At 71.9% G+C, this 23,783-nt stretch carries 19 protein-coding genes and 1 pseudogene; 5 read left to right on the forward strand and 15 right to left on the reverse strand.

Going from position 1 to position 23,783, the window contains the following annotated elements; genetic code table 11:
- The 7 genes from ACT2CW_RS18860 to ACT2CW_RS18890 all read right to left on the reverse strand — a co-directional run bounded on the left by ACT2CW_RS18860 (position 1) and on the right by ACT2CW_RS18890 (position 9,283).
- Complete coding sequence (locus ACT2CW_RS18860) at positions 1-2,433, reverse strand: xanthine dehydrogenase family protein molybdopterin-binding subunit (RefSeq protein ID WP_445517463.1); 2,433 nt, start codon at positions 2,431-2,433, stop codon at positions 1-3.
- 5 nt (positions 2,434-2,438) lie between these two features.
- On the reverse strand, positions 2,439-3,992 hold the full coding sequence (locus ACT2CW_RS18865; RefSeq protein ID WP_445517464.1) for a class I adenylate-forming enzyme family protein: 1,554 nt from the start codon (positions 3,990-3,992) through the stop codon (positions 2,439-2,441).
- 237 nt (positions 3,993-4,229) lie between these two features.
- Complete coding sequence (locus tag ACT2CW_RS18870) at positions 4,230-4,805, reverse strand: PadR family transcriptional regulator (RefSeq protein ID WP_164422860.1); 576 nt, start codon at positions 4,803-4,805, stop codon at positions 4,230-4,232.
- 191 nt (positions 4,806-4,996) lie between these two features.
- Entirely contained in the window at positions 4,997-6,424 is a 1,428-nt protein-coding gene (locus ACT2CW_RS18875) for an Nramp family divalent metal transporter (protein WP_445517465.1), read from the reverse strand.
- Positions 6,425-6,524: 100 nt separating this feature from the next.
- Positions 6,525-7,478 (reverse strand): phosphoglycerate dehydrogenase, encoded by a 954-nt coding sequence (locus ACT2CW_RS18880; RefSeq protein WP_445517466.1) that lies wholly within the window; start codon positions 7,476-7,478, stop codon positions 6,525-6,527.
- Positions 7,478-8,263 carry an HpcH/HpaI aldolase family protein gene (locus ACT2CW_RS18885; RefSeq protein ID WP_445517467.1) on the reverse strand — a complete coding sequence of 262 codons (786 nt, stop codon included), beginning with the start codon at positions 8,261-8,263 and terminating at the stop codon, positions 7,478-7,480. The genes ACT2CW_RS18880 and ACT2CW_RS18885 overlap by 1 nt, the downstream gene beginning before the upstream one ends.
- Before the next feature lie 39 nt (positions 8,264-8,302).
- Positions 8,303-9,283: an aldo/keto reductase gene (locus tag ACT2CW_RS18890; protein WP_445517468.1), complete on the reverse strand. Its 981-nt coding sequence runs from the start codon at positions 9,281-9,283 to the stop codon at positions 8,303-8,305.
- Positions 9,284-9,857: 574 nt separating this feature from the next.
- On the opposite strand from ACT2CW_RS18890, the gene pdxA reads away from it, so the two are divergent.
- Positions 9,858-10,871: a 4-hydroxythreonine-4-phosphate dehydrogenase PdxA gene (pdxA, locus tag ACT2CW_RS18895; protein ID WP_445517469.1), complete on the forward strand. Its 1,014-nt coding sequence runs from the start codon at positions 9,858-9,860 to the stop codon at positions 10,869-10,871.
- Positions 10,872-10,898: 27 nt separating this feature from the next.
- Here the strand turns inward: pdxA and ACT2CW_RS18900 are convergent, their stop codons facing one another.
- From ACT2CW_RS18900 to ACT2CW_RS18915, 4 genes are all read right to left on the reverse strand, one after another.
- On the reverse strand, positions 10,899-13,973 hold the full coding sequence (locus ACT2CW_RS18900) for a lantibiotic dehydratase (protein WP_445517470.1): 3,075 nt from the start codon (positions 13,971-13,973) through the stop codon (positions 10,899-10,901).
- A complete protein-coding gene (locus ACT2CW_RS18905) occupies positions 13,970-15,370 on the reverse strand; it encodes a lanthionine synthetase C family protein (RefSeq protein WP_445517471.1) in 1,401 nt (466 codons plus the stop codon). Before ACT2CW_RS18905 ends, ACT2CW_RS18900 begins: the two co-directional genes overlap by 4 nt.
- 27 nt (positions 15,371-15,397) lie before the next feature.
- Positions 15,398-16,063 carry a hypothetical protein gene (locus tag ACT2CW_RS18910; RefSeq protein WP_445517472.1) on the reverse strand — a complete coding sequence of 222 codons (666 nt, stop codon included), beginning with the start codon at positions 16,061-16,063 and terminating at the stop codon, positions 15,398-15,400.
- Between the two features lie 150 nt (positions 16,064-16,213).
- Positions 16,214-16,951, reverse strand: coding sequence for an SDR family oxidoreductase (locus tag ACT2CW_RS18915; RefSeq protein WP_445517473.1), 738 nt, complete (start codon positions 16,949-16,951; stop codon positions 16,214-16,216).
- Positions 16,952-17,094: 143 nt separating this feature from the next.
- On the opposite strand from ACT2CW_RS18915, the gene ACT2CW_RS18920 reads away from it, so the two are divergent.
- Positions 17,095-17,667: a TetR/AcrR family transcriptional regulator gene (locus tag ACT2CW_RS18920; protein ID WP_445517474.1), complete on the forward strand. Its 573-nt coding sequence runs from the start codon at positions 17,095-17,097 to the stop codon at positions 17,665-17,667.
- On the opposite strand, the gene secD is transcribed toward ACT2CW_RS18920, so the two are convergent.
- The 4 genes from secD to ACT2CW_RS18940 form a co-directional block, all read right to left on the reverse strand.
- A complete protein-coding gene (gene secD / locus ACT2CW_RS18925) occupies positions 17,636-19,897 on the reverse strand; it encodes a protein translocase subunit SecD (RefSeq protein WP_445517735.1) in 2,262 nt (753 codons plus the stop codon). The two genes, ACT2CW_RS18920 and secD, sit on opposite strands and share 32 nt — an antisense overlap.
- A 147-nt stretch (positions 19,898-20,044) precedes the next feature.
- Positions 20,045-20,506 carry a hypothetical protein gene (locus ACT2CW_RS18930; RefSeq protein ID WP_445517475.1) on the reverse strand — a complete coding sequence of 154 codons (462 nt, stop codon included), beginning with the start codon at positions 20,504-20,506 and terminating at the stop codon, positions 20,045-20,047.
- Positions 20,507-20,526: 20 nt separating this feature from the next.
- The gene (locus ACT2CW_RS18935; protein ID WP_445517476.1) at positions 20,527-21,246 is read right to left on the reverse strand and encodes a response regulator; all 720 of its coding nucleotides are present in this window, start codon (positions 21,244-21,246) and stop codon (positions 20,527-20,529) included.
- A 2-nt stretch (positions 21,247-21,248) separates the two neighbouring features.
- Positions 21,249-22,211: a HAMP domain-containing sensor histidine kinase gene (locus ACT2CW_RS18940; RefSeq protein ID WP_445517477.1), complete on the reverse strand. Its 963-nt coding sequence runs from the start codon at positions 22,209-22,211 to the stop codon at positions 21,249-21,251.
- A gap of 379 nt (positions 22,212-22,590) precedes the next feature.
- Between ACT2CW_RS18940 and ACT2CW_RS18945 the strand changes: the two genes are divergently transcribed.
- The 3 genes and pseudogenes from ACT2CW_RS18945 to ACT2CW_RS18955 form a co-directional block, all read left to right on the forward strand.
- The gene (locus tag ACT2CW_RS18945) at positions 22,591-22,920 is read left to right on the forward strand and encodes a TraR/DksA family transcriptional regulator (RefSeq protein ID WP_182468286.1); all 330 of its coding nucleotides are present in this window, start codon (positions 22,591-22,593) and stop codon (positions 22,918-22,920) included.
- A gap of 58 nt (positions 22,921-22,978) precedes the next feature.
- Positions 22,979-23,347: a TraR/DksA family transcriptional regulator gene (locus ACT2CW_RS18950; RefSeq protein WP_445517478.1), complete on the forward strand. Its 369-nt coding sequence runs from the start codon at positions 22,979-22,981 to the stop codon at positions 23,345-23,347.
- Positions 23,344-23,768: pseudogene (locus ACT2CW_RS18955) on the forward strand (hypothetical protein); the annotation flags it as partial. The gene ACT2CW_RS18950 and the pseudogene ACT2CW_RS18955, both read left to right, overlap by 4 nt.
- Between the last annotated feature and the right edge of the window lie 15 nt (positions 23,769-23,783).

A 23,783-nucleotide genomic window follows, 5' to 3' on the forward strand; every position in this document is an offset into this window, starting at 1 on the left:
TCACAGATCCCTTTCGCTGTCACTGCCGTTGAGCAGCTCGTTGAGTACGTTTCCGTGCAGGGGCAGGGTGGTGATGTCCACGCCCGCCGGGGCGAGCGCGTCGGCGACGGCGCCCGCGATCGCGGCGGGGAGGCTCATGCTGCTGCCCTCGCCGCAGCCCTTCGCGCCGAGGCGGGTGAGGGGTGAGGGGGTCTCGAGGTGGTCGCTGTGGAGCGCGTACCGTGTCTCGGCCGTCGTGGGACACAAGTAGTCCATGAACGTGGCCGTCGGTTGCCCGGCGTCGGTGTAGCGCATCTCCTCGAACATCGCACCGCCTATGGCGTGTGCGAGCGCGCCGTGGATCTGGCCTTCGAGGAGCGTGGGGTTGAGGATGGTGCCCGGGTCGTGGACGGTCACCACCTTCTCGAGCCGGAGCTGCCGGGTCTCGGCGTCGATGCGTACGGTGGCGAGCTCGGCGACGAATCCGTAGCACAGGCTCGAGTTGATCTGGTCGCCTCGGCTGGCGGCCTTCGACTGAGGGGGTGTGAAGGCGGCCTCCTCGTACAGCCGCGCGGTGGTGCCCTCGGGCAGCGCTCCGGGGTCCCAGTGGACCAGCCCGGCCGCGTGCCGGAACAGCACCGACCGCTCGAGCTGGTCCCGGACCCGGACCCTGCCGTCGGCGAGTTCCACCCGGTCCGCCGGGACGTCCAGCAAGGTGGCACCGGCGACCTTGACCGTCTCGGCCAGCCTTTCGCCGGCTTCGACCAGCGCGCTGGTCAGCAAGGGGGCGAACCTCGACGAATAGCTGCCGGAGGTCACCGTCCAGGGGGTGGTGGCGGTGTCCATCTCGACCACCGGACGGACCTGGTCCAGCGGCAGCCCGAGCTGTTCGGCGATCACGGCCTGGGCGACCGTGGCGTGGCCCTGCCCCTGCGGCACAGTGCCCAGCAGGACGGACACGATGCCATTGAGGTCGACGCTGACGCGTACGTGCTCGGTGGAGCCGGACTTGCCGCGCCCCGCCGTGCGCTGTTCGGCCGGGGTGGCCAGGCTGACATAGCCGATGTTGGTCGCCGACGGGTCGACGATGGTGGCGACGCCGATGCCGTAGTACTCACCGCGCTCCCGCGCCGCGCGCTGCTCCTCCCGGAGTGCCTGGTAGTCGGCGTTCTTCAGCAGCATGTCCAGGGCGCGCCGATAGTCGCCCGAGTCGTAGACGCCGCCGGTCGGAGTGGTGTACGGGAAGTCGTCACTGCCCACGAGGTTGCGCTGCCGCAGCTCGACCGGGTCCAGGCCGCAGACCCCGGCGATCTTGTCCATCAGCCGTTCCAGGCCGAAGTACAACTGCTGGCCGCCGAATCCACGGTTGAGTCCGGTGGGGGTCTTGTTGGTCACGACCGCGCGGGAGCGGATCCGCACGGCGTCGATCGTGTACGCGCCGGTGATGTTGCCGAAGCAGCGGTACAGCGTGCTGGGCTCCGGCGGGCGGAGATACGCGCCGACGTTGTCCACCAGATCCGCGCGGAGTGCCCGCACCTCGCCGTCGGCGGAGACCGCGGCCTCGAACCACATCACACGGTCGGATCCGGCGGAGCTGGCGAGCAGGTGCTCGATGCGGTCCTCGGTCCAGCGCACCGGGCGGCCGGCGTGCTTGCTGGCCAGCGCCATCAGGGCCACGTAGGGGTAGATGCCGGCCTTGATGCCGAAGCTGCCGCCGTTGTCGGCGGGGATCATCAGCCGGACGCGGGAGGCGGGTACGCCCAGCGCCCCGGCCAGGACCGGGACCATGGAGAACGGCCCGTGGAAGTTGGCCCACGCCTGAACGCCCGGTCCGTCGGCCTCGTCCTGCCAGTGGGCGACGACCGCGTAGCACTCCATCGGGGTGGAGGAGTACCGCGGGAAGGTGTACTTGCCCTTCACCACGTGGTGGGCGGTGGCGAAGTGGCCGTCCACATCGCCGAACTCGAAGGTCCGGTCGGTCGCCACATTGCTGTCGGCGCCCTCGTGCAGCCGTGGGGCGTCGGGCAGGAGGGCCTGCTCGGCGTCGACCACCGGGGGCAGCGGCTCGTAGTCGATCTCGACGAGTTCGGCGGCGTCCTCCGCGAGGTAGCGGTCCGCCGCCACCACCACGGCGACCGGTTCACCGACGAACCGGACCTTGTCGGTGCCCGTCGGGTAGTACGGCATGGGCGTCTTGAGAGAGAGCGGGAACGGCCGCAGTGTCGCGGCGACCTCATCGGGACCGATCACGGCGGCGACGCCGGGGTGCCGCCGCGCCCGTTCGAGCCGTACGCCGCGGATGCGGGCGTGCGGATGCGGGCTCCGGACGACCGCGGCGGTCAGGGTGCCCGGCAGCGGGTCGAGATCGTCGAGGAAGCGGCCCCGGCCGGTGAGCAGTGCGGGGTCCTCGATCCGTGCGGTCGGCCGCCCCGGCCGTTCCGTGGTCGCGGTCACGTGGTTCACCTGTCTGTCGCGGTGTCGCTGTCGGCCAGCGGGTGGTAGTCGCCGGAGCTCAGCCGACGGCGGAGGATCTTGCCGGCGCCCGACTTCGGGATCTCCTCGACGGCGATGAGGCGCTTGGGGCGTTTGAGGGACGGCAGTCCGGAGCCCTCGCGCACATAGGAGCGCAGCTCGGTCAGCGCGTGGTCGGGGGTCGTCCCGCTCTCGGGGACGAAGAAGGCGGTGGCGGCCTGTCCCCAGCGGTCGTCGGGAAGCCCGACGACAACGACCTCGCTGATCACCGGACAGCCGATCAGCTTGTCCTCGATCTCGTCCGGATAGATGTTCTCGCCCCCGGAGTTGATCATGTCGTCAACGCGTCCGGTGACCCACAGGTCGCCGTCCTCGTCGGCGACGGCGAGGTCACCGGGGAAGTACCAGCCGCCGCGGATCGACTTGGTGTTCGCGTCGGGCCGGTGCCAGTAGCCGGCGAAGGCGTCCGGGTTGCGCATGGAGACGGCGATCTGCCCCTGCTCGCCCGGCGCCACCTCGGCATCGGGCGGGGCGTCCGGGAACGGCTCCACCAGGCGGACCCGGGAGAAGACCCCCGCCCGGCCCGCACATCCCGGCTTGGCGATGACGTCGGTCCCGACGGTGAAGGTGTAGATCTCGGTGGATCCGAAGTGGTTGACGAAGGACTCCGGCCGCAGCGTGTCCGCCAACTGCCGCACCAGCGTCGGAGTCATCGAAGCGCCGGCGTAGGCCAGCTTGCGCACGGAGGTGGCCTGTCCCAGGCGGCCGGTGCGCAACAGCGACCAGTAGATGGTAGGCACCAGGTAGAGCGAACTGATCCGCTCGTGGGCGATGAGGTCGAGCATTTCCCCGGCGTCGAACCTCGTCTGGGGGACCCAGGTGCCCGCGGCGACAACGGTGGCGATGAGTGTGCGCAGCCCCATGGTGTGGAACAGCGGCATCACGCCGAGCGTCGTGTCGAAGAGCGACTGTCCGCTCTGTAGCAGGTGGGCGACCGAGGCGTGGTACTCGGCGCCATGTGTGCGCGGCACGCCCTTGGGCCGGCCCGTGGTCCCCGAGGTGTACAGCATGACGCTGATGTCCCGCTCGGACACCCGGACGTCGAGCGGGCCGTCCGGCTGGTCGCGCGCCAGGCGCTCGATGGTCGCCTCGGCCGGGTCTCCCGAGCGGATCCACGGAACCGCCTCGACGGAGGCGAGCGCCTCCTGCGCGAGAGCCGAGGTGGATTCGTCGGCGATCACCAGCGCCGGCTCCGCGTCGGATACGCAGTAGGCGAGTTCCGAGGGGGCGAAGCGGAAGGACAGGGGCACGGAGACGGCTCCCAGCTTCTGCGCCGCCAGATGGAGGCTGGCCAGTGGTTCGCCTCCGGCGCTCAGGAGCACCACCCGTTCCCGCGGGCGGACCCCGAGTTCGGCCATCGCCCGTGCCAGCTGATTGGTGTGGGCGTCCCACTGTCCGTACGTCATCGGGGTCCTGCCGCCGACAGCCCGGCGACGCGGATGGCGCTCGGCCGTCCAGCGCAGAACCGTGCTCAGATCCATCGCGGTCCTCTCCATTCCCCATGCGCCTGCCGGCGCTCGGCGGAAGCTTCCCAATCGAACGGTGCGAGTCGCACCGTATGATTCGGACCATCGTGGGGTTGGAAACTACGCCGACCTGAGGAAGGTGTCAACGGTCCGGAGAAGACGACGCCCGCGCCGACCGCGCTTCCGGGCATGCCCGCACGCAAGAAGCCGCCATGCCCGGCGGGCATGGCGGCGGGGTGCTGTGCGCCGGTGTTACCGGGCGGTCGGCCGCCTCTTCATGGACGAGAACTCACCGCGCTCGACGCGTTCCTGGACACCGCGCCAGAACTCACGAGCGGCGTATTCCATGCCCAGACCAAGTTCGAGGGTGACCATACGGCTGGAGACCTCTTCGATCCCGCCGTAACGGCGCTGCATCTCCTCGTACTCCGCGATGCGCCGCTCATGCTGCTCGATCTGGTCCCGGGCCAGGCGCGCCACGTCGTCCGGTTCCGCCAACTCGTTGAAGAAGAGCTTGATCTCCGCGATGTCGCGCAGTTCGAAGTGCTCCTTGACCGGCTCGGCCAGCCAGGCCCGCAGCGCGGCGTCGCCCGCCTCGGTGATCGTGTAGATCTTGCGCCGCCGCCCGGTGTCCTCCTCGTGCACATCCAGAAGCCCGGCCCCCTGAAGCCTTTTGGGCTCCGCGTACAGCTGAGCGTGCGGGAAGTTCCAGAAGTAGCCCACCGACCGGCCGATCGCGCGCTTGAGGTCGTAGGGGGTGGACGGGCCACGCATGGCGATCATCCCGAGAACCACGTACGACGTCGTCGAGAGCCGGAACGCTGACATGGTCCGAAGCGTACCGTGGCGCCCAGGACCCGTGTGCTTCGGCGTGGGGAAGCGGCAGTTCACCACCGACGCCCCGCCGTGTTCGCCCGGCACCGCCGCCTTCGGAAGGCGGGCGGGCACCGGCATGGCGGGGCGACAGGGGTCGGGCGGTGTGCGGTGCGGGGGCGGCACGAGCACGTCCCGTCGCCGGTTCAGCTCCCGGGCGTGAGTTCGAGGGTGTCGAGCACTCCGTACACCCCGAGGAAGGCGATCGCCACACTGCTCATGACGAGGGCGGCGGTCAGCCAGGGGTTGGCGCGGAAGCGGGGCGGGACACCGGTGTAGCGCAGGCGCCAGACCGCGACCACGACCGCGAGCAGGAAGATGCCACCGCCGATGCCGCCGATCTGCACCATCAGGACCGGCGACTGCACCCACAGGAAGATGCACATCCACACCGGAGGCAGACAGCAGGTGAGGATGCGGATGGTGCGCGTGCGGATGCGCATGTCGTGCCAGTCGACCACGCCGAGCAGCCCGAGGGTGTTGGTCCACAGACGGGGAACGCTGGCCGACGAGGCGACGGTGACCGAGAAGAGGACGGCGATCGCACCGGCCAGGAACAGGTACTCCGCCCAGGGGCCGAGTGTGTCGGTGTAGATGTGCGACAGCGTGGTGATCATCTCGTTACCCTCGGGCACCAGGCCCTGCGGATGGAGCACCGAGGCGCCGATCACGTAGAAGGACAGGGTGCAGATGGTGCACACGACCCAGGAGACGGCCACGTCGAGCCGCATGACCTTGAGCCAGCCCTCGGCCCGCCGGGCGCGCTGCTCGCTGCCGTCGTCGGGGCCGGTCCAGCGGGCATAGCCCTTCTCCAGACACCAGTAGGTGTACGTCGTCATCTCGTCGGCGCCGACACCGGTGATGCCGAACATGGCGAGCGCGATGCCGACCGTGCCCGCGGGAATCTGGAAGCTCAGCCCGTCGGCGAACTGCTCGGGGCCGTAGCCGAAGGCGGTGAACGGCAGGGCGAGGGCCAGGCCGAAGGTGATGATGGTCTTGAGGGTGATGCCGACGACCTCGACCCGCTCGACGACGGGGTACTTGCCCGTCTGGAGGATGAGAATGGCGGCGCCGGTCACGATGATCGCCCAGATTGTCAGCGACGATGTGCTCAGCGACCCGCCCCGGATCGGCAGCAGGATCGAGCAGGCGGCCGCGGTGCCGCCGATGATGCCGCCGCGCTGGAACATCTTGGCGAAGTCCATGCCGATCCAGAGCCAGTTGATCCAGCTCAGCGGGCCGATCCGGGGGCCGACGTCGCGGAACCCGTCGAGCGCGGGGCGGCCGTTGAGGATGGTCCAGCGGGCCAGCTCCATCTGCACCCACACCTTGACCGCGGTCGAGACGATCACCAGCCACAGCAGGGCGAACCCGGCCTTCGCACCGAGCGAGGTGGTGGTGATCAGCTCACCGGAGCCGACGACGGCGGCGGACAGCACGAGCCCGGGGCCGAGGTGGCGCAGTCGGCCGCGGAAGGTCTCGGGGGCCGGGCGGGCGTCTTCGGCGCGCAGCGCGTACGGGTCGGCCTGCGCGGGTGGCGGCGCCGCCGTGGCGCCGTCGGTCGTGGTGGACATAGCGGGTCCTTAGAGGATCTTCCGGCGTCGTCGCCGGTATCCGGAAAATGCGGGCAGGGGTGGTGTGGGGGCGTGCCGTGATGCCGTGTGCCGTGGTGTCTCAGCGCGCCGGGTGGCGCGGCTCCTCACCCGCCAGTACGCGGACGACGTCCTCGGCCACCATCGCGCCCATGGCCCGGTTGGCCTCCGGGGTGCAGGCGGCCATGTGGGAGGTGAGCACGGTGCGCGGGGCCCCGCGCAGCGGGTGGTCGGCCGGCAGCGGCTCGGTGCCGAACGCGTCGAGGGCCGCGGCCCCGAGGTGCCCGGAGCCGAGCAGATCGGCGAGCGCGCGTTCGTCGACGAGGCCGCCGCGCGCGGCGTTGACCAGGATCGCTCCCGGCTTCATCGCCGCCAGGCGGGCGCGGTCGAGCAGCGGCGCGCCGGACGGGTCGGGCGGGGTGTGCAGGCTGACGGCGTCGGCGCGCTCCAGCAGGGCGTCGAGCGCGGCCGGTTCCGCGCCGTGCGCGCGGACGTCGGCCTCGGGGACGTACGGGTCCTGGGCGAGCAGCTCCATCCCGAAGGCGCGCGCGTAGCCGGCCAGCAGGCGGCCGATGCGGCCGAAGCCGACGATGCCCAGCGTCTTGCCGTGCAGTTCGGGGCCGAACAGCTTCGGCCAGCCGCCCGCCGCCACCGCGGTGTGCGAGGCGGTCAGCGAGCGGGCCGCGGACAGCAGCAGGCCGAAGGTGTACTCCGCCACCGCACGCGAGTTGCTGCCCGGCGCGCACACCACCGGGATCGCGCGCGCGTGGGCTGCGGCCACGTCGATGGTGTCGACGCCGACACCGTGCTTGGCGATCACCTTGAGGCGGGGCGCGGCGTCCATCACCTCGGCGGTGATCGGGTCCATGCCGACGATCAGCGCATCCGCCTCGGCCGCGTGCGACAGAAGTTCGGCGGTGGGCAGCGCGGTGTCCTCGCGGGGGCGCAGGGGACCCGCTCCGGCCGCCTCCAGGATCTGCCAGGGCCGCGCCGAATGCCGGGCGAAGGTGGGTGTCGTGATGAGCGTGGTCGGCATCAGCGGGCCTCGCCGCGCGCCGCCCGGAGGTGGGACGTCGCGATCTGCTGGAGGTGCACGACGTCGGACGCCACCGTCGCGAACGTGAAGCCCTCGGCGAGGCGACGGGCGGCGCTCTCACCGTCGGCGTTGTGAATCCCGGCCGCGATGCCCACCGCCTCGGCCGCCTCGCGGACGCGGACGAGGGCCTGCTCGAACTCCTCCTGTACGGCGGGGTCGGTGGACGTCGCGCCGCCGATGGCCAGGCGCAGATCGGACGGGCCGATGTAGACGCCGTCCAGGCCGGGGGTCCGGCAGATCTCCTCGACGTTGGCCAGTCCGTCGGCCGTCTCGATCATCGCGAGGACGGCGGTCTGGTCGTGTGCGTCGGCCGGGTTCGGGCCGATGCGGAGCTGGGCGCGCATCGGGCCGTACGAGCGGCGGCCCAGCGGCGGGTAGCGGACGGCGGCCACGGCGTCGGCGGCGTCCTGGGCGGTGTTGATCATCGGGACGATCACGGCGCTCGCCCCCGCGTCGAGCGCCTTGCCGATGTAGGTGAGGTCGTTGGCCTCGACGCGCACCATGCCGACGGCGGTACTGCCCTTGGTGTCGGTGGCGAGGAGGTTGTGCAGCATGCCCTGGTAGCCGAAGAGGCCGTGCTGGGCGTCGAAGGCCAGGTAGTCGTAGCCGACGCGGGCCAGGCGCTCGGCGGCGATCGGCGAGTCGAGCAGGGACCAGTAGCCGATGAGCTGCTCGCGATTGCGCAGTGCGGCGATGAACTGGGCGGAGGTGCGGCCGGTGGCCATGGGTGTCTCCCTTGCGACGTTGCGAGGTGGGCGGCGGGGTCAGCGGTTGTAGGCGGGCATCGGGCCGCGCAGCCGGGCGCCGACCTCGTCGCAGGCGGTCAGGACGTCCGCGGGCAGCGGGCCCGCGGACGCGGCGGCGATGTTGGCCTTCAGATGTTCGGCCTTGGAGCCGCCGAGCAGCAGCGCGTCGGTGGAGGGCCGGGACAGCAGCCAGCGCAGGGCCAGCTCGGTCAGCGGCAGCCCCGCCTCGGAGGCGATGCGGGCGAGGTCGGTGACGGCCTGGAACACCTCCTCGTTCCAGTACCGCTCGCGGTACATCGCGGCCACCTTGGAGTCGCCGAAGCGCCCGCCCTCCGGAACCTGATCGAAGCGGTGGCGGCCGGTGAGCAGGCCGCCGCCGAGCGGGTTGTAGACCACCGTGCGCAGTCCGGTACTGGCGGCGAATTCCACGTACTCCTCCTCGATGCGGCGCGCGAGGAGGTTGTGGAGCTGCTGGGCGACGACCGGGCGGGGCGCCCCGACCTCGTCGGCCACCCGGTTCAGCTCGGCGATCTGCCAGGCGGCGAAGTTGGAGACGCCGAGGGCGAGGACCTTGCCCGCCCGTACGAACTCGGCGACGGTCGCCAGGGTCGCGGAGAGCGGTGTCCGGCGGTCCGGCTGGTGCAGATAGAACAGGTCGACGTGGTCGGTGCCCAGACGCTTGAGGCTCCCGTCGAGCGCGGCGCGCAGCCCCTCGGGTGAGAGCGGCGCGTGCTCGCCCTGGTCGGGGTGCGGGATACCGGCCTTGGTGGCGAGGACCACCTGGTCGCGGCGGCCGGGCAGCAGCTCGGCGAGGATGCGCTCGCTCTCGCCGCCCGCGTAGCCGTTGGCGGTGTCCACGCCGGTGATGCCCGCGTCGAGCGCGGCGTCCACCATGGCGGCCGCCGTCGCGCGGTCGGCGGTGTCGCCGAAGGTCATCGTCCCGAGGATGAGAGGGGACAGCGGGACGGGCACATGCGGGAGTGCGAGGCCGACGGTCACGGGCGGGTTCCTTCCGAGGCGGGTGGTGCGTGGTGCGGGTGGTGCCGGTGGTGCGTGGCGCGGGTGGTGCGTGGTGCGGATGAGGCGGTGGTGCGGGTGAGGCGCGGGTGGTGCGGTCGTGCTCATAGGCGATCACACGCGTGATGTGCGCATCGCGCGCATGGCGCGCATGGCGCCATGCGGCTCCGTGGCCCCGACCGGTCGCCGCGGCGGTTTCCGGCGACGCGCCGCGCGGCGGCCGAGTGTGGTGCGATGCGATCCGCTGGGTCAGCCGGTCAGCGTCGCGCCCACGACGGCGACACGGTCCATGGGTGATGGCCGTCGGCGCCATGGGAACGCTCGCACGGTTGCGTAAATCACGCAAGATGTATCGCGCAGTTCACGCAGCCTATGCCATGATCCTCACTGGGCCCGACCGTGTTGTCCATCGACGGTGCCGGGTACTCGCCGCCGCGCACCGCTGTCGCGCCGCGGCCCCGTCCGGCTGCCACCACGGCCGCCACCCGAACCCGTCGCCGTCCGCCTCTCCTGCCGTCCGCCACCGCTTCCCGCCTCCCGCCTAGGAGCTGCTCTCATGTCCACCCCCCTCCCCCTCATTGCCGTCACCATGGGCGACGGTGCCGGTATCGGCCCCGAGGTCGTCGTCGCGGCCCTGCTCGACGACGCCGTCCTGACCCGCTGCCGCCCCGTCGTCATCGGTGACGCCCGGCGGCTGCGCGAGGCGGCCCGCGTCCTCGGCCTGGACTGCGAGATCGCCGCCGTCGACCACCCGCGCGACGCGGAGTTCACCCCCGGCCGCGTCAACGTGGTCGACCTCGGCCTGCTCCCCGCCGAGCTGCCCTGGGGCAAGCTGTCGACGGTCGCGGGGGGCGCCGCGTACGCGTACATCGAGCGCGCCGCCGAGCTCGCCGTGGCGGGCGAGGTGCACGCCATCTGCACCGCACCGCTCAACAAGGAGGCCCTGCACGCCGCGGGCCGTCTCTACCCCGGCCACACCGAACTCCTCGCCCATCTGACCGGGACCGAGGAGGTCTCGATGATGCTCTCCACCGAGAAGGTGAAGGTCATCCACGTCACCACGCACATCGGCCTGATCGACGCCGTCCACCGCATCGAGCCCGGCCTCGTCGAGCGCACCGTGCGCCGCGGCCACGAGGCGATGGTCCGCGCCGGCACCCCGAACCCCGTGATCGGCGTCTGCGGCATCAACCCGCACGCGGGCGAGAACGGCCTGTTCGGCTACGGCGAGGAGGCCGAGAAGATCGTCCCGGCCCTGGAGAAGCTGCGCGCCGACGGCGTCGACGCCCGCGGCCCGCTCCCCGCCGACACCGCCTTCTTCCTCGCCTCACGCGGCGACTACGACCTGATCGTGGCGATGTACCACGACCAGGGCCACGGCCCGGTCAAGGTCCTGGGCATCGAGGCGGGTGTCAACCTCACCGTGGGCCTGCCCGTCATCCGCACCTCCGTCGACCACGGCACCGCCTTCGACATCGCCGGAACGGGCACGGCGGAGGCGGGCAGCATGGTCGAGGCGCTGCGCCAGGCGACCGAGATGGCCACGGTGCCGATCCCCCCGGCGGCCTGAACCACCGCCTCCGGCGAAGGGCCCGGGTCAGCGGGCGACCGGTGACCTGGCGAGACCCTCGCGGGTGCGGCGGAGAAGGTCCAGGACGGTGTGCTCCTCGGCGGGGTCCGCGCCGAGGAGGCGGTTGAGGTGCATATGCACATGGGCGCGGCAGAGATCTCCGTACGGGCGGTGGAGCCGGTTGATGTCCCGCAGGGCTGTCAGCAGATCAACAGCGGGGGCCAGGGCCGCACGGCGGGCGGCCAGGAGCGGGGCGAGGGTGGGGTCGAGCGTCCCGGGAAGGCCGAGGGCCCGCCGCAGTCCCTGTTTCCGCTCCCGGTACACGGCACCGCCGGACCGGGACGCCGAGGCCGTTGTCCGGTAGTTCTCCACGCGCTGTTCCTCGGACATTCCCAGAGCGTCCAGCAGGTCGTCGACGGTGACGACCGCCAGGGTCAGGGCATCGAGGGAGAGCCGGTTCGCGCCGCTCGCATGCAGGAGGCGCGCGACGATCGGGCTGTCCGCCGCGAAGACCATCTCCGCCGCGCGAACGCCGTCCTCACCGCCGTACCGCTCGATCTCGGGTTCATAGGTGTCGAAGGAGAACCTGGCGCAGTCGCCCGCGCGCATCAGGTCGGCGGCCCATGAGCAGGCCTGCTCGACCAGTGGTCCCAGAAGTGTCGCCGGGTCGCCGTGGAAGCGAATGCGCAGATGGCTCTCCGGATCGGCGTAGCGCAGGAAGAACCAGCCGTCGCAGAAGCCGGCGGCGGTGACGGTCTCCGCGAAGGTGCGCAGCGGACCGGCCACTAGTTCGTCCTGCCGCCAGGAGCCGCAGTAGAGCTTCAGATACAGCCACTCGCTGCCCGGAGGGCGCAGCCGGGCCTCGGACGGAACGGAGTGAGCGGGCGGGACGGCGGGCGCGGCCGGTGCGGCCGATGCGAGCGGGTCCTGCTGAGGAGCACGCGTACGGCGAACGAGTGGCACCACGATCTCGCAGATGTGGCCACTGGCCGCGGTGCCCGGCAGCCAGGCGTGCTCGGGCCCCGGCAACGCCTCCTGGAGGAGCATCGACCGGCCCTCGGAGTCCCTTCGCAGTTCTTCCCGTAGCACCTCGGCGGTGTCGCGCTCCTCGAGATCGAGCAGGAGCCGGTTGTCGCCGACCGTCAGATAGACATGGCGCGGGACGTGCCAGTCGGCCCGCCAGGCGGCCAGCTCGGCGTGGAACCGGCCGTCGGACGCCACCGCGAGCGAGCCGGTGCGGTCCAGACGCCACTGCGCCGGTGCGAGGACGACGCGACCCCGCTGGACCCGGGGCAGGAACAGCGAACCGGCGGCGGGACCCCAGGAGAACGAGGCGAACTGGCGGCGGCCATCGGTGGCGGCCGCCAGCAGGAAGCGGGCCGGGGCGGGTGCGCGCCAGGGGTTGAGCATATGCCCTTGCACTCCGGCCACTTCGGCATGCCGGGGCGGCCAGCCGATGACGAAGCGCCCGGACCGGACCCCGACGACCAGTTCTTCCAGTGGTACGACGCGCTCCGGCTCCACTCCGGGCTGGGTGGCGAGGACGGTCTCATGGGTCCGCAGGGCGGGCCTGATGGCGACGTTGGCCGAGCGGGCGGGGTCCGGCTGGTATACGACCTCGACCGGAAGGGTGTCGGCCTGGAGTTCCTCTTCGGCTCGAGCCGCCTCCTCCAGCGCGTGGTGGGCGTCGGGGCCCAGCAGGTCGGCGAACCGGCCCAGGTGGCGGCCGGCCGCGGGCGCTCCCGGGTTGGGGCCGACGACCAGCTGGAAGTCCCCGGCGTCCAGGGCGGCGGGTGAAGTGGCCGCGACCAGCAGCGACAGGTCGAGCGACGGGGGACAGTCCGCGGGCGCCGGAGGGGCGATGGTGAGGCCGTCGATGTGCTCGTCGGTCAGCTCCAGCACCGCGCGGCGGTCACGGTTGGCACACAGGGCCAGGTCCAGCAGGAGTCGGCCACGCTGTTGCTCTCCCGGCTCGACCGAGCTGTGCGGGGCGTGCTCCCAGGGCGGGCCGAGCCCGGTGTCCGGATCGAGCAACTCCAGCAGCGGGACCTGACGCTCCGGCCCGTACCGGGCGAGGAAGGCCCGCCGGTAGCCGTCCAGTTCCTGGCTCCCCGCCGGATACGGGCTCAGGCGGAGCAGGAGTTCGGCGGCGCGTGCCGCCTCGGTTCCCACGGTCGTGTGCAGACCGGCGCATCGCAGTGGGAGCGCCATGTCGGTCTGGAAGACCGGGTCGCCGTCCGGAACGGGGTGGAGGCTGTTCGCGCGCTCCAGGAGGCCGGGCCAGGGCCGGGCGCGGGCCTCGAGGTGAAGCCGGTCCCATCGGGCCAGGTCGTCCGTGAGCGCCGCGAGTCGATCGGTGACGTCCCGGGCGGCCGGAACGCCCCGCAGGCACCGCCGCACATGGGACGCCGGATCGCCACCGGTCAGCGGCGGCCGTAGCTCCGAGAACAGGAATCCTTGGGACCACAGGCGGTCGACCAGTACGGCGGCCCTCTCGGGCGTCGCGCCGGGAAGCCGTCCGGCCGCCTCCACCAGGTGGCCGACCGGGGTGGGCAGCCGGGCCGCCTCGAGTACCCGGAGAACCGCCGCGGTGGCCCTGATGGAGGTCTCGGAGGCCGAGCCGTCCGTCAGCCACGCGCGGTCTCCGCGTACGGTGACCGCCGGGTCCGCCACCAGCCGGAGCTCGGCGCGGACGACGGGGTCCTGCTCCAAGTGGGCGACCAGGTCCAGCAGCCACGCCATGTCCGGACGGGTGCGGGTACGCGGCGGCTCCGCCGTCAGGGCCAGGTCGGTGGCGTCGGCCCAATGAGCCAGACCGACACCGGCGAAGAGGCCGAAGGGGGTCGGCCGGGTGCTCATGCGGATGAGGTATCGGATGAGCTTGCGCCGCACCCGCGCCGCCGCGGCATCGTCAGGGCGGGCGCGCTCCAGGGCCGCGGTCAGGTCACGGCTGGCCACCAGGACCGCGAGGCGAGCCCGTGGATCCGTGGGGAGCAGAGAGCCACCGGGACCCGGTGGCGCCGATACGGCCGGGGTGCGGAACGGCAGCAGGGGGGCGCGGACCAGCGCCCACCCGAGCGGCCGGTACTCACAGGAGGTCATGACAGCAGGAACAACCGGTCCCAGGTGGGCTCGGTGTCGGTGGCGGCGGCGAGGAGTACCAGGGCGATGCCTGACGCGCCGTCCAGGAGTCCGGCGCGATCCACGGGGTTCCGTCCCTGCTCCAGGTCGGCGTAGCCCATGGGGCGCTCGGGCGCGTAGGCGGCGAGCAGTTGATCGACGAGTGGGTCGACGGCCTTCGTCAGCAGTGGCAGCCCGGTGTCGGCGGCGAATCTCAGGACGACCTGGAGCAGCCCCGCCACGCCATGGCAGAAGGTCGGCGAGTCGATGTCGCGGGCCCCTGGCGGGCGGCGGAGTACGGCGGCGATGGCATCGACCGCGAGCCGGCGCAGGCCGTCGTCGTCCAATGCCTGTCCGGCGTGCCAGAGCGCGCGGGCCACGCCGGGAGCGCCGTAGCACCAGGCGCTGCGGGCCGGGACGGGCGGAGCGGGCCGCCGGCTGGACTCCGAGTGGCCGAGCGCACGCCCCTTCCGGCCGTTCGGCGGGTTCTGGCCGTTTGGCAGGGGCATCGCGCAGGGCCAGTTGATGCCCCAGCGATCGTCACTGCGCTGGCCCGCGACCCAGTCGGCCACGTGGCGCACCGCATCGGCCTGGCCCGGCACTTCGTACCCCTCCCCCAAGGCCAGGGCCAGGATGCTCAGCGGTCCCGGAATCCCGTGTGCCAGACCGCAGTTGAGGTTGCCGGCCGGGTATGAGCGCCGCATGGCCTCGTTGCTCATCAGCTCCGGAGGGGTCGCCCACAGCGGTGGCCCGTCCCTCGGGGCGACCAGGCGTACGAGGGCGGCCAGCAGCTGCGGCAGTGTCCCGCGGGGATCGCGCGTCAGAAGCGGGGCCGCGGCGCCGCTGGCCCCAGAGATGAGGTCGAAGTCACGGACCGGCATTCCGCCGCGGTGGGCGCTCAAGCGGCTCGCCTGCGCCGACACCAGTGGCGCCAGTTCGTCGTCGAGCACCGTGAGCAGGCGCGGATAGCGCTCCCCGTTCCGGCTCAGCGATGCCACCGCGAACGCCAGGCCGCTCAGCCCGCTGTAGAGGCCGCAGTCCAGGGACGCGGTCTGTTCCGCCGCGTGGGCTCCTGCGGCCAGGAAACCATGACCGGCCGCGTCCCAGCCGCACTGGGGCAGGCACTGGTCGAGGTACGAACACAGAAGCGCGGTCCCGACATCGCCTTCTGCCACAGAGTACGGCAGCCACCTGACGGTATCCGGGTACCGCGTCTGCCGGCCGGCCGCTGTGAGCGCCTCGGCGACGCGCCGCCGGTCCACGGCGCGCGCGGCCACGTCCTGCGCCACCGTCAGCGCCGCGTCGCGGCGTTGCCCGCTCAGCGCCACTTTCCACGGGGAGGTCGTGGGCGCAGCCGAAGTGTGGTCGTTCTCGCTCATCGGCATCTCGCAATCCAGGGAACGCGGTTAGTGGCAGACAAAGCATCCGGTCTCGCACGCGGTCTCAATCGCGCTCGGGCCGCATGGCGGGTCATCCGTCCGCATCGGGCAGCACCCCGTGCAACCGGTTTTTCCGCAGGTCCCGCAGGTGTAACAGGTTTCCCAGCAGGTATTGCAGCTGCCGCCCACGCAATACGTGTCGTAACACGTGAATTGGTCACCGCAGGTCGCCTCACAGGTTTTCTCCCATGTGGCCGGCGGGCACTCCCCTTCGGGTGCTTCGGTCCACTCGAAGCGCATGGTCCGGTGCCGTGCCCTGTGGAGACGCCGAAAGTCCAGGTCGAACTCATCGGGCACACGGACTACCCGGTTGTGGGTGTACTCGATGTTCGCGCCCTTCTTCAGCATGACCTCGGTGGCTTCCTCACCCGGGAACGGCAGGCGTTCCGGCGGTATGCGCGTGGTGTCCACGACGTCCTGGACGCTGAACTCCGCGTAGTGGTCGAGGTCTGCCGTGAAGTACAGCCGCCGATATCCATCACGGTCACTGTCGCCCAGGAACCCCTTGAGGGTCAGCCCCTCGGCAGCCGGTTCCGTGGGCTCGGGGCGGCGCCTCTCGACTACCGGATCCTGCGGGCCCTCGATATCGCGGGCCCTGTCCCCGCGTTTGTTTCGCTCCGATTTATCAGCCATCGCCGTACTCCCCTGGATCTCGCACGGCGGAAACACTCGATGGCTCCCGGGAATGCGGACGAGCCATTCATTACGTCCAACGTGTCATGACGGACCATGGCGGGCAACCTGAGCCGGCCGCCGCGGAGACGTTGTTGTCCCCGTTGGACGTCAGGCTTGCACGGTGGGCCGGACGACGACCTCGCTGATGTCGATGCCGACGGGCTGCTCGATCGCGTAACCGATCGCGGACGCGATGGCCGAGGGCGGGATGGCGATCTCGTCGCGCTGCCGGGCTGCCGCCGCCGCTGCCTCGGGACTCGCCCCCTTGCCCACGCCCTCGGTGTTGGTGAATCCGGGTGAGACGAGGGTGACGCGCAGATCGGGCCCCGACTCCTGCCGCAGCCCCTCGGTCAGCACCTTCACCGCCGTCTTGGTGGCGGCGTAGACGGCCTGCGGGGGCTTCACGACGTAGGCCGCGGTGGAGGCGATGTTGACGAACTGGCCGGAGCGCTGCCGCCGGAAGACGGGAAGTGCCGCCCCGATTCCGTTCAGCAGGCCGGTGATGTGCGTCGCGACCATCGCGTCCCAGTCGTCCTGGCGCAGTTCGTCGAACGGTGACACCGCCATCGTGCCGGCGTTGGAGACCAGGACGTCGAGCCGGCCGAACCGGTCGACCGCCATGTCCGTCAGCCGCTTGAGGTCCTCGCGGCGCGTCACGTCGATGACGGCCCCGACGGCCGAGCCGCCCCGCGCCGTGATCTCGTCCACCACCGCGTGCAGCCGGTCCTCCCGCCGGGCCCCGAGCACGAGCCGGGCACCCTTCTCGGCGAGGTACGTCGCCGTCGCCGCTCCGATGCCGCTGCTGGCACCCGTGATGGCCACGACCTTGCCTTCGATGCCTGACATGGCCAACGTCCTCCAAGGGGATGTGCGCAGGTCAGACCATGACCTACAGTGGAACTGGGGGCGCCCCCAGTTAAGCCGAGCCTAATTGGGGACGCCTCCGGTTAGCAAGGCGAAGGAGACCGGAGAGGACATGGCAACCGCTGATGACCGGCAGTGCACCACGCCCGCTGCGAGCTGACGCACGGCGCAACAGAGACAAGATCCTCGCGGCCGCGGTGCGCGTGTTCGCCGAGGAGGGGCTGGACGCGCACCTGGAGCGCATCGCCAAGGAGGCGGGCGTGGGCAGCGCGACGCTGTACCGGAACTTCGCCACCCGCGAGGCGCTGATCGAGGCGGTCTACCGCAACGAGGTGGCCCAGCTGTGCGACGCCGTCCCCGATCTGCTCGCCGAGCAGCCGCCCTACGAGGCCCTGCGCGCCTGGACGCGTCTCTTCCTGGACTACGTCACCGCGAAGTTCGGCATGGCCGACGCCCTGCGCGCCATCGCCGCCACGGGAAACAACCCCTACGGCCACAGCCGGGACATGATCCAGGCCGCCATCACCACCCTGCTGGACGCGTGCGCGGCCGCCGGGGCGATTCGCACCGACATCAGCCCCACCGACATGGGTGCCGCCCTCGAAGGCATCGCCCTCACCTCGGCCGAACCCGAACACCGGGAACGGGCAGAGCGCCTGCTCGACCTCACCCTGGACGGCCTGAAGGCCCGTTCGTGACGGCGGCCCTGCCGAGGGGCTTCCGGTGCGGGTGCAACTCGATGGTGAGCGAGGCGGCAGTGAAGACGGAGGAGTAGGTGCCGACCGCCAGGCCGATCAGCAGGGCGAGGGCGAAGTCGGCGAGGGTGTCGTCGGCGAGGACGGCGAGAGCGGTGAGGATGAAGGCCGCACCCATGCCGGTGTTGACGGTACGGGGCAGGGTCTGGAGGATCGCCTGGTTCGTCAGGCGGGGAAGCGGTGTGGCACGGTCGCGGCCGAGCAGTTCGCGGACGCGGTCGAAGAGGACGACGGAGTCGTTGACCGAGTAGCCGATGACGGTCAGCAAGGCGGCCAGGAAGACCCCGTCGATGGGCTTGCCGAGCCAGGCGAAGGCACCGATGAGGATCACCACGTCGTGGGCGAGCGCGGCGACGGCCGCCGTCCCGAAGAACCAGCGGAAGCGGACCGCGAGATACAGCAGTTGGGCGCCGAGTGCGAGGGAGAGCGCGATGAGGGCGTTGCGGCGGAGCTCGTCGCCCATGCTGGGGCCGATCAGCTCGTCGCGGATCTTCTTCGTCTCGCCGCCGAGTGCGCCGATGGTTTCGGTGACGGTGGCCTCGTCGGCGTTGGTCAGGTTCTCGGCGCGCACCGTGAGCCCGGTGTCGCCGGAGGACTGCACGACCGCGCGGGGGAACCCGGCGTCGGTGAGGGCGGTACGGGCGCGGTCGGGGTCGACGGGGGTGCTGGTGGCGTACTCGATCAGCCGACCGCCGGTGAACTCGATGCCGAAGTCCAGGCCGCGGACGAGGATGCCCGACGCGGCCACGACGGCGAGCGCGGCGGAGGCGGCCAGCCAGCGGCGCGGACGGCGCAGCAGGAACGGGTCGCGGCGCAGCAGCCGGTCGCGGACCCAGCCGGTGCTCGCGATGCCGGTGATACGGGGCCGACGGCGGACCGCGGGGCGGCCCGCCGCGTACTCGGCGAGCACCCGGCTGATCACCAGGGCGCTGACCATCGAGGCGAGGACGCCGATGGCGAGGGTGATGCCGAAGCCGCGTACCGGGCCGGAGGCGAAGGCGAACATGAGGCCCGCGGCGATCAGCGTCGTGATGTTGGAGTCGGCGATCGCGCTGAGGGCACCGCGGAACCCGGCCGTCAGCGCCGAGCGGGGGCTGGGGCGGCTGCGGGCCGCGTACTCCTCCCGGGCCCGTTCGAAGACCAGGACGTTGGCGTCCACGGCCATGCCGATCGCCAGGACGAACCCGGCGAGGCCCGGCAGGGTCAATGTGGCGCCGAGCGCGGCCAGGGCGGCGTAGGAGATAAGGCCGTAGCAGGCCAGGGCCACGGTCGCGAGCAGGCCCAGGAGCCGGTAGACGGCGATGATGAACAGCGCGGTCAGGGCGGTGCCGATGACGGCGGCCCAGGCCGCGGCCTCGATCGCCGCGTCGCCGAGCGTGGCGCCGACGGTGCGCTGTTCGACGGTCTCGACCGGTACGGGCAGGGCGCCACCGGAGATCAGCAGGGCCAGTTCGCGGGCTTCGGTGTCGTCGAAGGAGCCGGTGATCTGGGTGGTGCCGCCCGGGATGCCGGTCCCGCACGGTACGGAGGGGTCGACCTGCGGCGAGGAGATGATCTTGTTGTCGAGGACGATGGCGACCCGGCGCTGCGGGTCGCCTGCCGGGTGGCAGGCGACCCGCGCGGTGACCTGCCGCCATCGGTCCTGACCGGTCTTGGAGAAGTCGACCGTGACATGCCAGCCGGCGCCGCCCTGCTGGTCGAAGCGGGCCTCGGCGCCTTCGACATCCCGCCCGGTCAGCTCGGCGGCCCGCAGCCGCAGGGGCTGTCCGGAATCGTCCGGCAGCACGCGCTCCTCGGCCGGATCGGCCGGCGGGGAGGTGGCGCCGTCACCGGTCCCGGCCGGGCCGAGGACCGCGTGCACGGTGAGCTGCGCGGTGCGGCCCAGCACATCGGCGGCCTTCTTCGGGTCGTGAACTCCGGGCAGCTCGACGAGGATGCGGTGGTCGCCGGAGCGGACGAGGGTCGGTTCGGCGACGCCGAGCGCGTCGATGCGGCCGCGCAGCACCTCCACGGTCCGGTCGGTGGCCGCGGCGTCGGCTTCGGTGGTGGGGGTGGAGCGGGTTTCCAGCATGAGCTGGGTGCCGCCGCGCAGATCGAGTCCGAGGCGGACCGGCGTGGTGAGGGCGATGGCCAGCGATCCGGCGATCACGGCGAGGGCGAACAGCGCCCGCATGCGCAGGGACTTGTTTCGTTTGTTCCGCTTGCTCCACTTGTTGCGGCGTTTCGACACGTCGTCGCGGCGTTTCAACACGAGCCTCCGGCAGGCATGTCGCGGCAGCGGCGCACGCGGCCGCGACGGAGGAAAGGGTGATGGGTGGCGTCAGGTACCTGCGGGCGCCGGAGGGGCCCGGCCGCGGTCGTGGGCCGATCGGCCGGGCGAGACGGGGGCGTATGCGGAAGGCGCTGAGGTACGGGTACCGACGGCCGGACCGGCATCCGTAGCGCGGGGGTCGGTGGCGTGGTGATCCGGTGGGCACGGGCGCTCACCGAGGTGGTCATGCCGGACCCTGGCCTGGGCCGCGCAACCGGCGGCGCACGGGTCGTCCGCGCGGGGCCGGGTGTCCGGGCGCTCGGCGCCCGTGGCCGCCGAGGCCGGAGTGGCCGCCGGGGCCGGATCGGCCACCGAGGCCGGATTGGCCACCGAGACCGGATGGGGCACCGGACCGGAGGCGGCGCGCGCGGTATCGGCGGGAACCAGCGCCAGCAGGACGGCGAGGAGCGCGATGAGCGTTCCCGTGAGCCGGTGACCGGCGGTCGGGACGGCGCGGGGTGCTGGACGCATGGTCGGGGGCGGGGCGGGCGTCAGGGTTCGATGAGACCGGCGCGGATGGCGTAGCGGGTCAGCTCCAGCCGGTCGTGCAGACCGAGTTTGTGCAGGAGGTTGGCCCGGTGGCGGTGCACGGTCTTGACGCTGATGAACAGGATCTCGGCGATCTCCTTGGAGGAGTGCCCTTCGGCGACGAGTTTGAGGACCTCCTCCTCACGAGGGGTGAGGAGCTGATCGGGGTCTTCCTCGCCGTGACGGACGCGGTCCAGGTAGTTGCGGATGAGGGCGGTGACCGCGCCGGGGTAGAGGAACGGCTCGTTGCGCATCGCGGCCCGGCAGGCGGCGACCAGATCGCGGTCGGCGACCGACTTCAGCACATAGCCGCAGGCCCCGGCCTTGAGCGCCTGGAACAAGTACTGCTCGTTGTCGTGCATCGTCAGCATCAGGATCCGCAGGCCCGGTTTGAGCGCCACCAGCTCACGGGTGGCCTGGAGTCCGGTCAGGCGCGGCATGGCGATGTCGAGCACCGCCAGGTCGATCTCCTGGCTCCGGGCCGCCTCGATGGCCTCGGCGCCGTCCCCGGCCTCGGCGACGACCTCCAGGTCGGGCTCCCGGTCGAGGATCAGGCGTACGCCGCGGCGTACCAGAGCGTGGTCGTCCGCGAGCAGGATGCGGATCGGCGTCGCGTGCGCGGGAGAGCTCGTGGGAGCCGGTGTCGAGGCCGTGGTGGGTCCGGGCGGGGTCGGATCGGGCATGGTCAGAGCTGCTTCCTGGGGGCGGGTGTGATGAGGCGGATCCGGGTGCCGGTGCCGGGCGTCGAGGTAATGTCCAGGCTGGCTCCGGCGAGCAGGGCCCGTTCGCGCATACCGCGGATCCCGGCGCCCTCGCAGGCGGCCTCGATACCGCGGCCGTCGTCGGCGATCTCCAGCGCCACCGCCTCGCCGACGCGGCGCAGGCTCACCTCGACCTGCCGCGCGTCCGCGTGGCGCGCCGCGTTGGTCAGGCTCTCCTGAGCCACCCGGTACAGCACGAGCTCGCTCTCCTGGTCGAGGGCGGGCAGGTCGGCGTCGAGGCGGCGTACGACGCGCAGCCCGGTGTGGGTGGCGAAGTCCTGGGTGAGCGAGGTCAGTGCGCTGACCAGGCCCAGGTCGTCCAGGACACCCGGCCGCAGCCGGCGCACCAGGCGGCGCACCTCGTCCAGGCTCTCCCGGGTGATCTCCTGGGCCTGCTGGAGGTCCTCGCGCAGCGGCTCGGGGGCGTCGTCCGCGGTGCGACCCAGCACCAGCAGGATCGCGGTCATGCTCTGCCCGACCTCGTCGTGCAACTCCTGGGCGATACGGCGGCGTTCCGCCTCCTGAGCCAGCAGCACCCGGGCGCTGGACGTGGCGCGTTCGTGCTCCAGCCGGTCGAGCATGGCGTTGAAGGTACGGATCAGCTCGGACACCTCGCTGCCGCCACCGGTGCCGGGCACGGGCAGCCGCTGGCCCGGGCGCAGCAGGTCGACGGTGGTCATCAGCCGGGTCAGCCGGTCCAGCGGGGCCAGGCCCCAGCGCAGCAGGGTGCCGTTGGCGACCAGCATGACGGCGAGACCGCCGATCAGGATGATCGCCTCGGTCAGCACCACCGGCACGGAGACGGTCACCGGCGCCCACAGCAGCAGCGCCGTGGCGGTGCCCAGCACCAGGGCGTTGAGCCCGAAGATCCGCCAGAACAGCGACACCGGGGAAACTCCTCCTTCTGCGCTCCGATTGTGATCAGCTCTACTGTCGCTCATCGCTCCCCCGGACCGAGCCGCCGCGACTGATCACGACCGAGCCCGACCCAGCCTGCCTCCCCCACCGCGCGGGGTCGATGGGGTCCGTTCCCCATATCCGGGGTCGTCGGGTACCCATGCGCCGTGCCCCGCCTTCGCCCCGTGGTCACCGCTGCCCCGGGCAAATGGGGTCCGCGCCCGATGGGATTCCGACGCCGGGTCGAGCAGAGTCGAAGAAGATCGAGCCGTCCGGTACGGCCAGTGCTCGCGGTCGTGGAGACCGCGGCCGACGGCACCGGGCGGCCGCTGCCGCGCTCAGCGCGCCTTTCGCGAAAGGACCACACCCGTGCCGCTCGACACCGCCCAGACCGGCCCCCGCCCCGGGCGGCTGACCTCTCATGAGGCCCGCCAGCGCCTGGAACACGCCCGCAACAGCCGCCTGGCTCAGCTGCGCGCCCTCGACGAGAGCGCGCAGAGCACGGACGCCCATCTGGTGTCCGCACAGACAGAGGCGATCCAGCGCGTCCTCACCGAGATCGACGAGGCGTTCGCCCGTATCGACGACGGCGCCTACGGCACCTGCCAGGGCTGCGCCAAGCCCGTCCCCGCCGAACGCCTCGAGATCCTCCCCTACACCCGCTACTGCGTCGGCTGCCAGGGCCGCGCCACCGCCTGATCCGCCCCGTCCGACCCATCCGACCCGTCTTCGTCTCCGCCCTGCTCAAAGGGGTGAAGTGGTGAACCACCAGACCATCGACAACCCGGCCGCGCATCTGTCGCCCGAGGACCTTGCCGCGCTGCGGGAGAACCTCCACGAACAGCGCCTCTTCCGCCAGGAACAGCTGCGGCAGATCGCCGCGGCGCCCCGCACCGAGGACCTGCTCCGGCGCCGCTCCGCGGCACAGGCCGAAGTGCACGTCAAAGTCGCCGCCTCCGCGCGCATGGTCCTCGCCGACGTGGAGGCGGCGCTGCGGCGCATCGCCGATGGCCGCTACGGCAGCTGCCATCTGTGCCGCCGCCCCGTTGAACGCGAACGGCTGATGATCATTCCGCAGGCACGCTACTGCGCGCGGTGCCAGCAGGTGCGGGAGGCCGGACGATGACCGTCCTCCGCCGCTTCCGGTCCGGCTCCCCCGCCGGGCACCGACACCGGCCCTGGCCGTCGTGCCGGACCTGCTGCGGCCTCGCCCTCGACCTGGGCAGCGCCCGCACCCGCGCCTGGCTCGCCGGCCGCGGCATGATCTTCGACGTACCCACCATCACCTTCCCCGGTGCCGGGGCGGTGTACCCGATCCAGCGCGGTGCCATCGTGGACGTCCCCGGAACGGCCCGGATGCTCGACCGGCTGCTCAGCCATCGCCTGCCCCGCCTCACCCGGCCGCTGGTGGTGGTCGCCGCGCCCGTGCTGGACGGCCCCGCCTACCGGGAACGCGCCCGCACCGCCGTGGAGGTGCTGCGCCGGTCCTGACGGTCCCCACCGCACGCGCCATCGCCCTGGCCGCGGACGCCGACCTCTCCCCGCCGACCCCGCCGCCGCAC

Source organism: Streptomyces sp. NEAU-174, assembly GCF_052665095.1.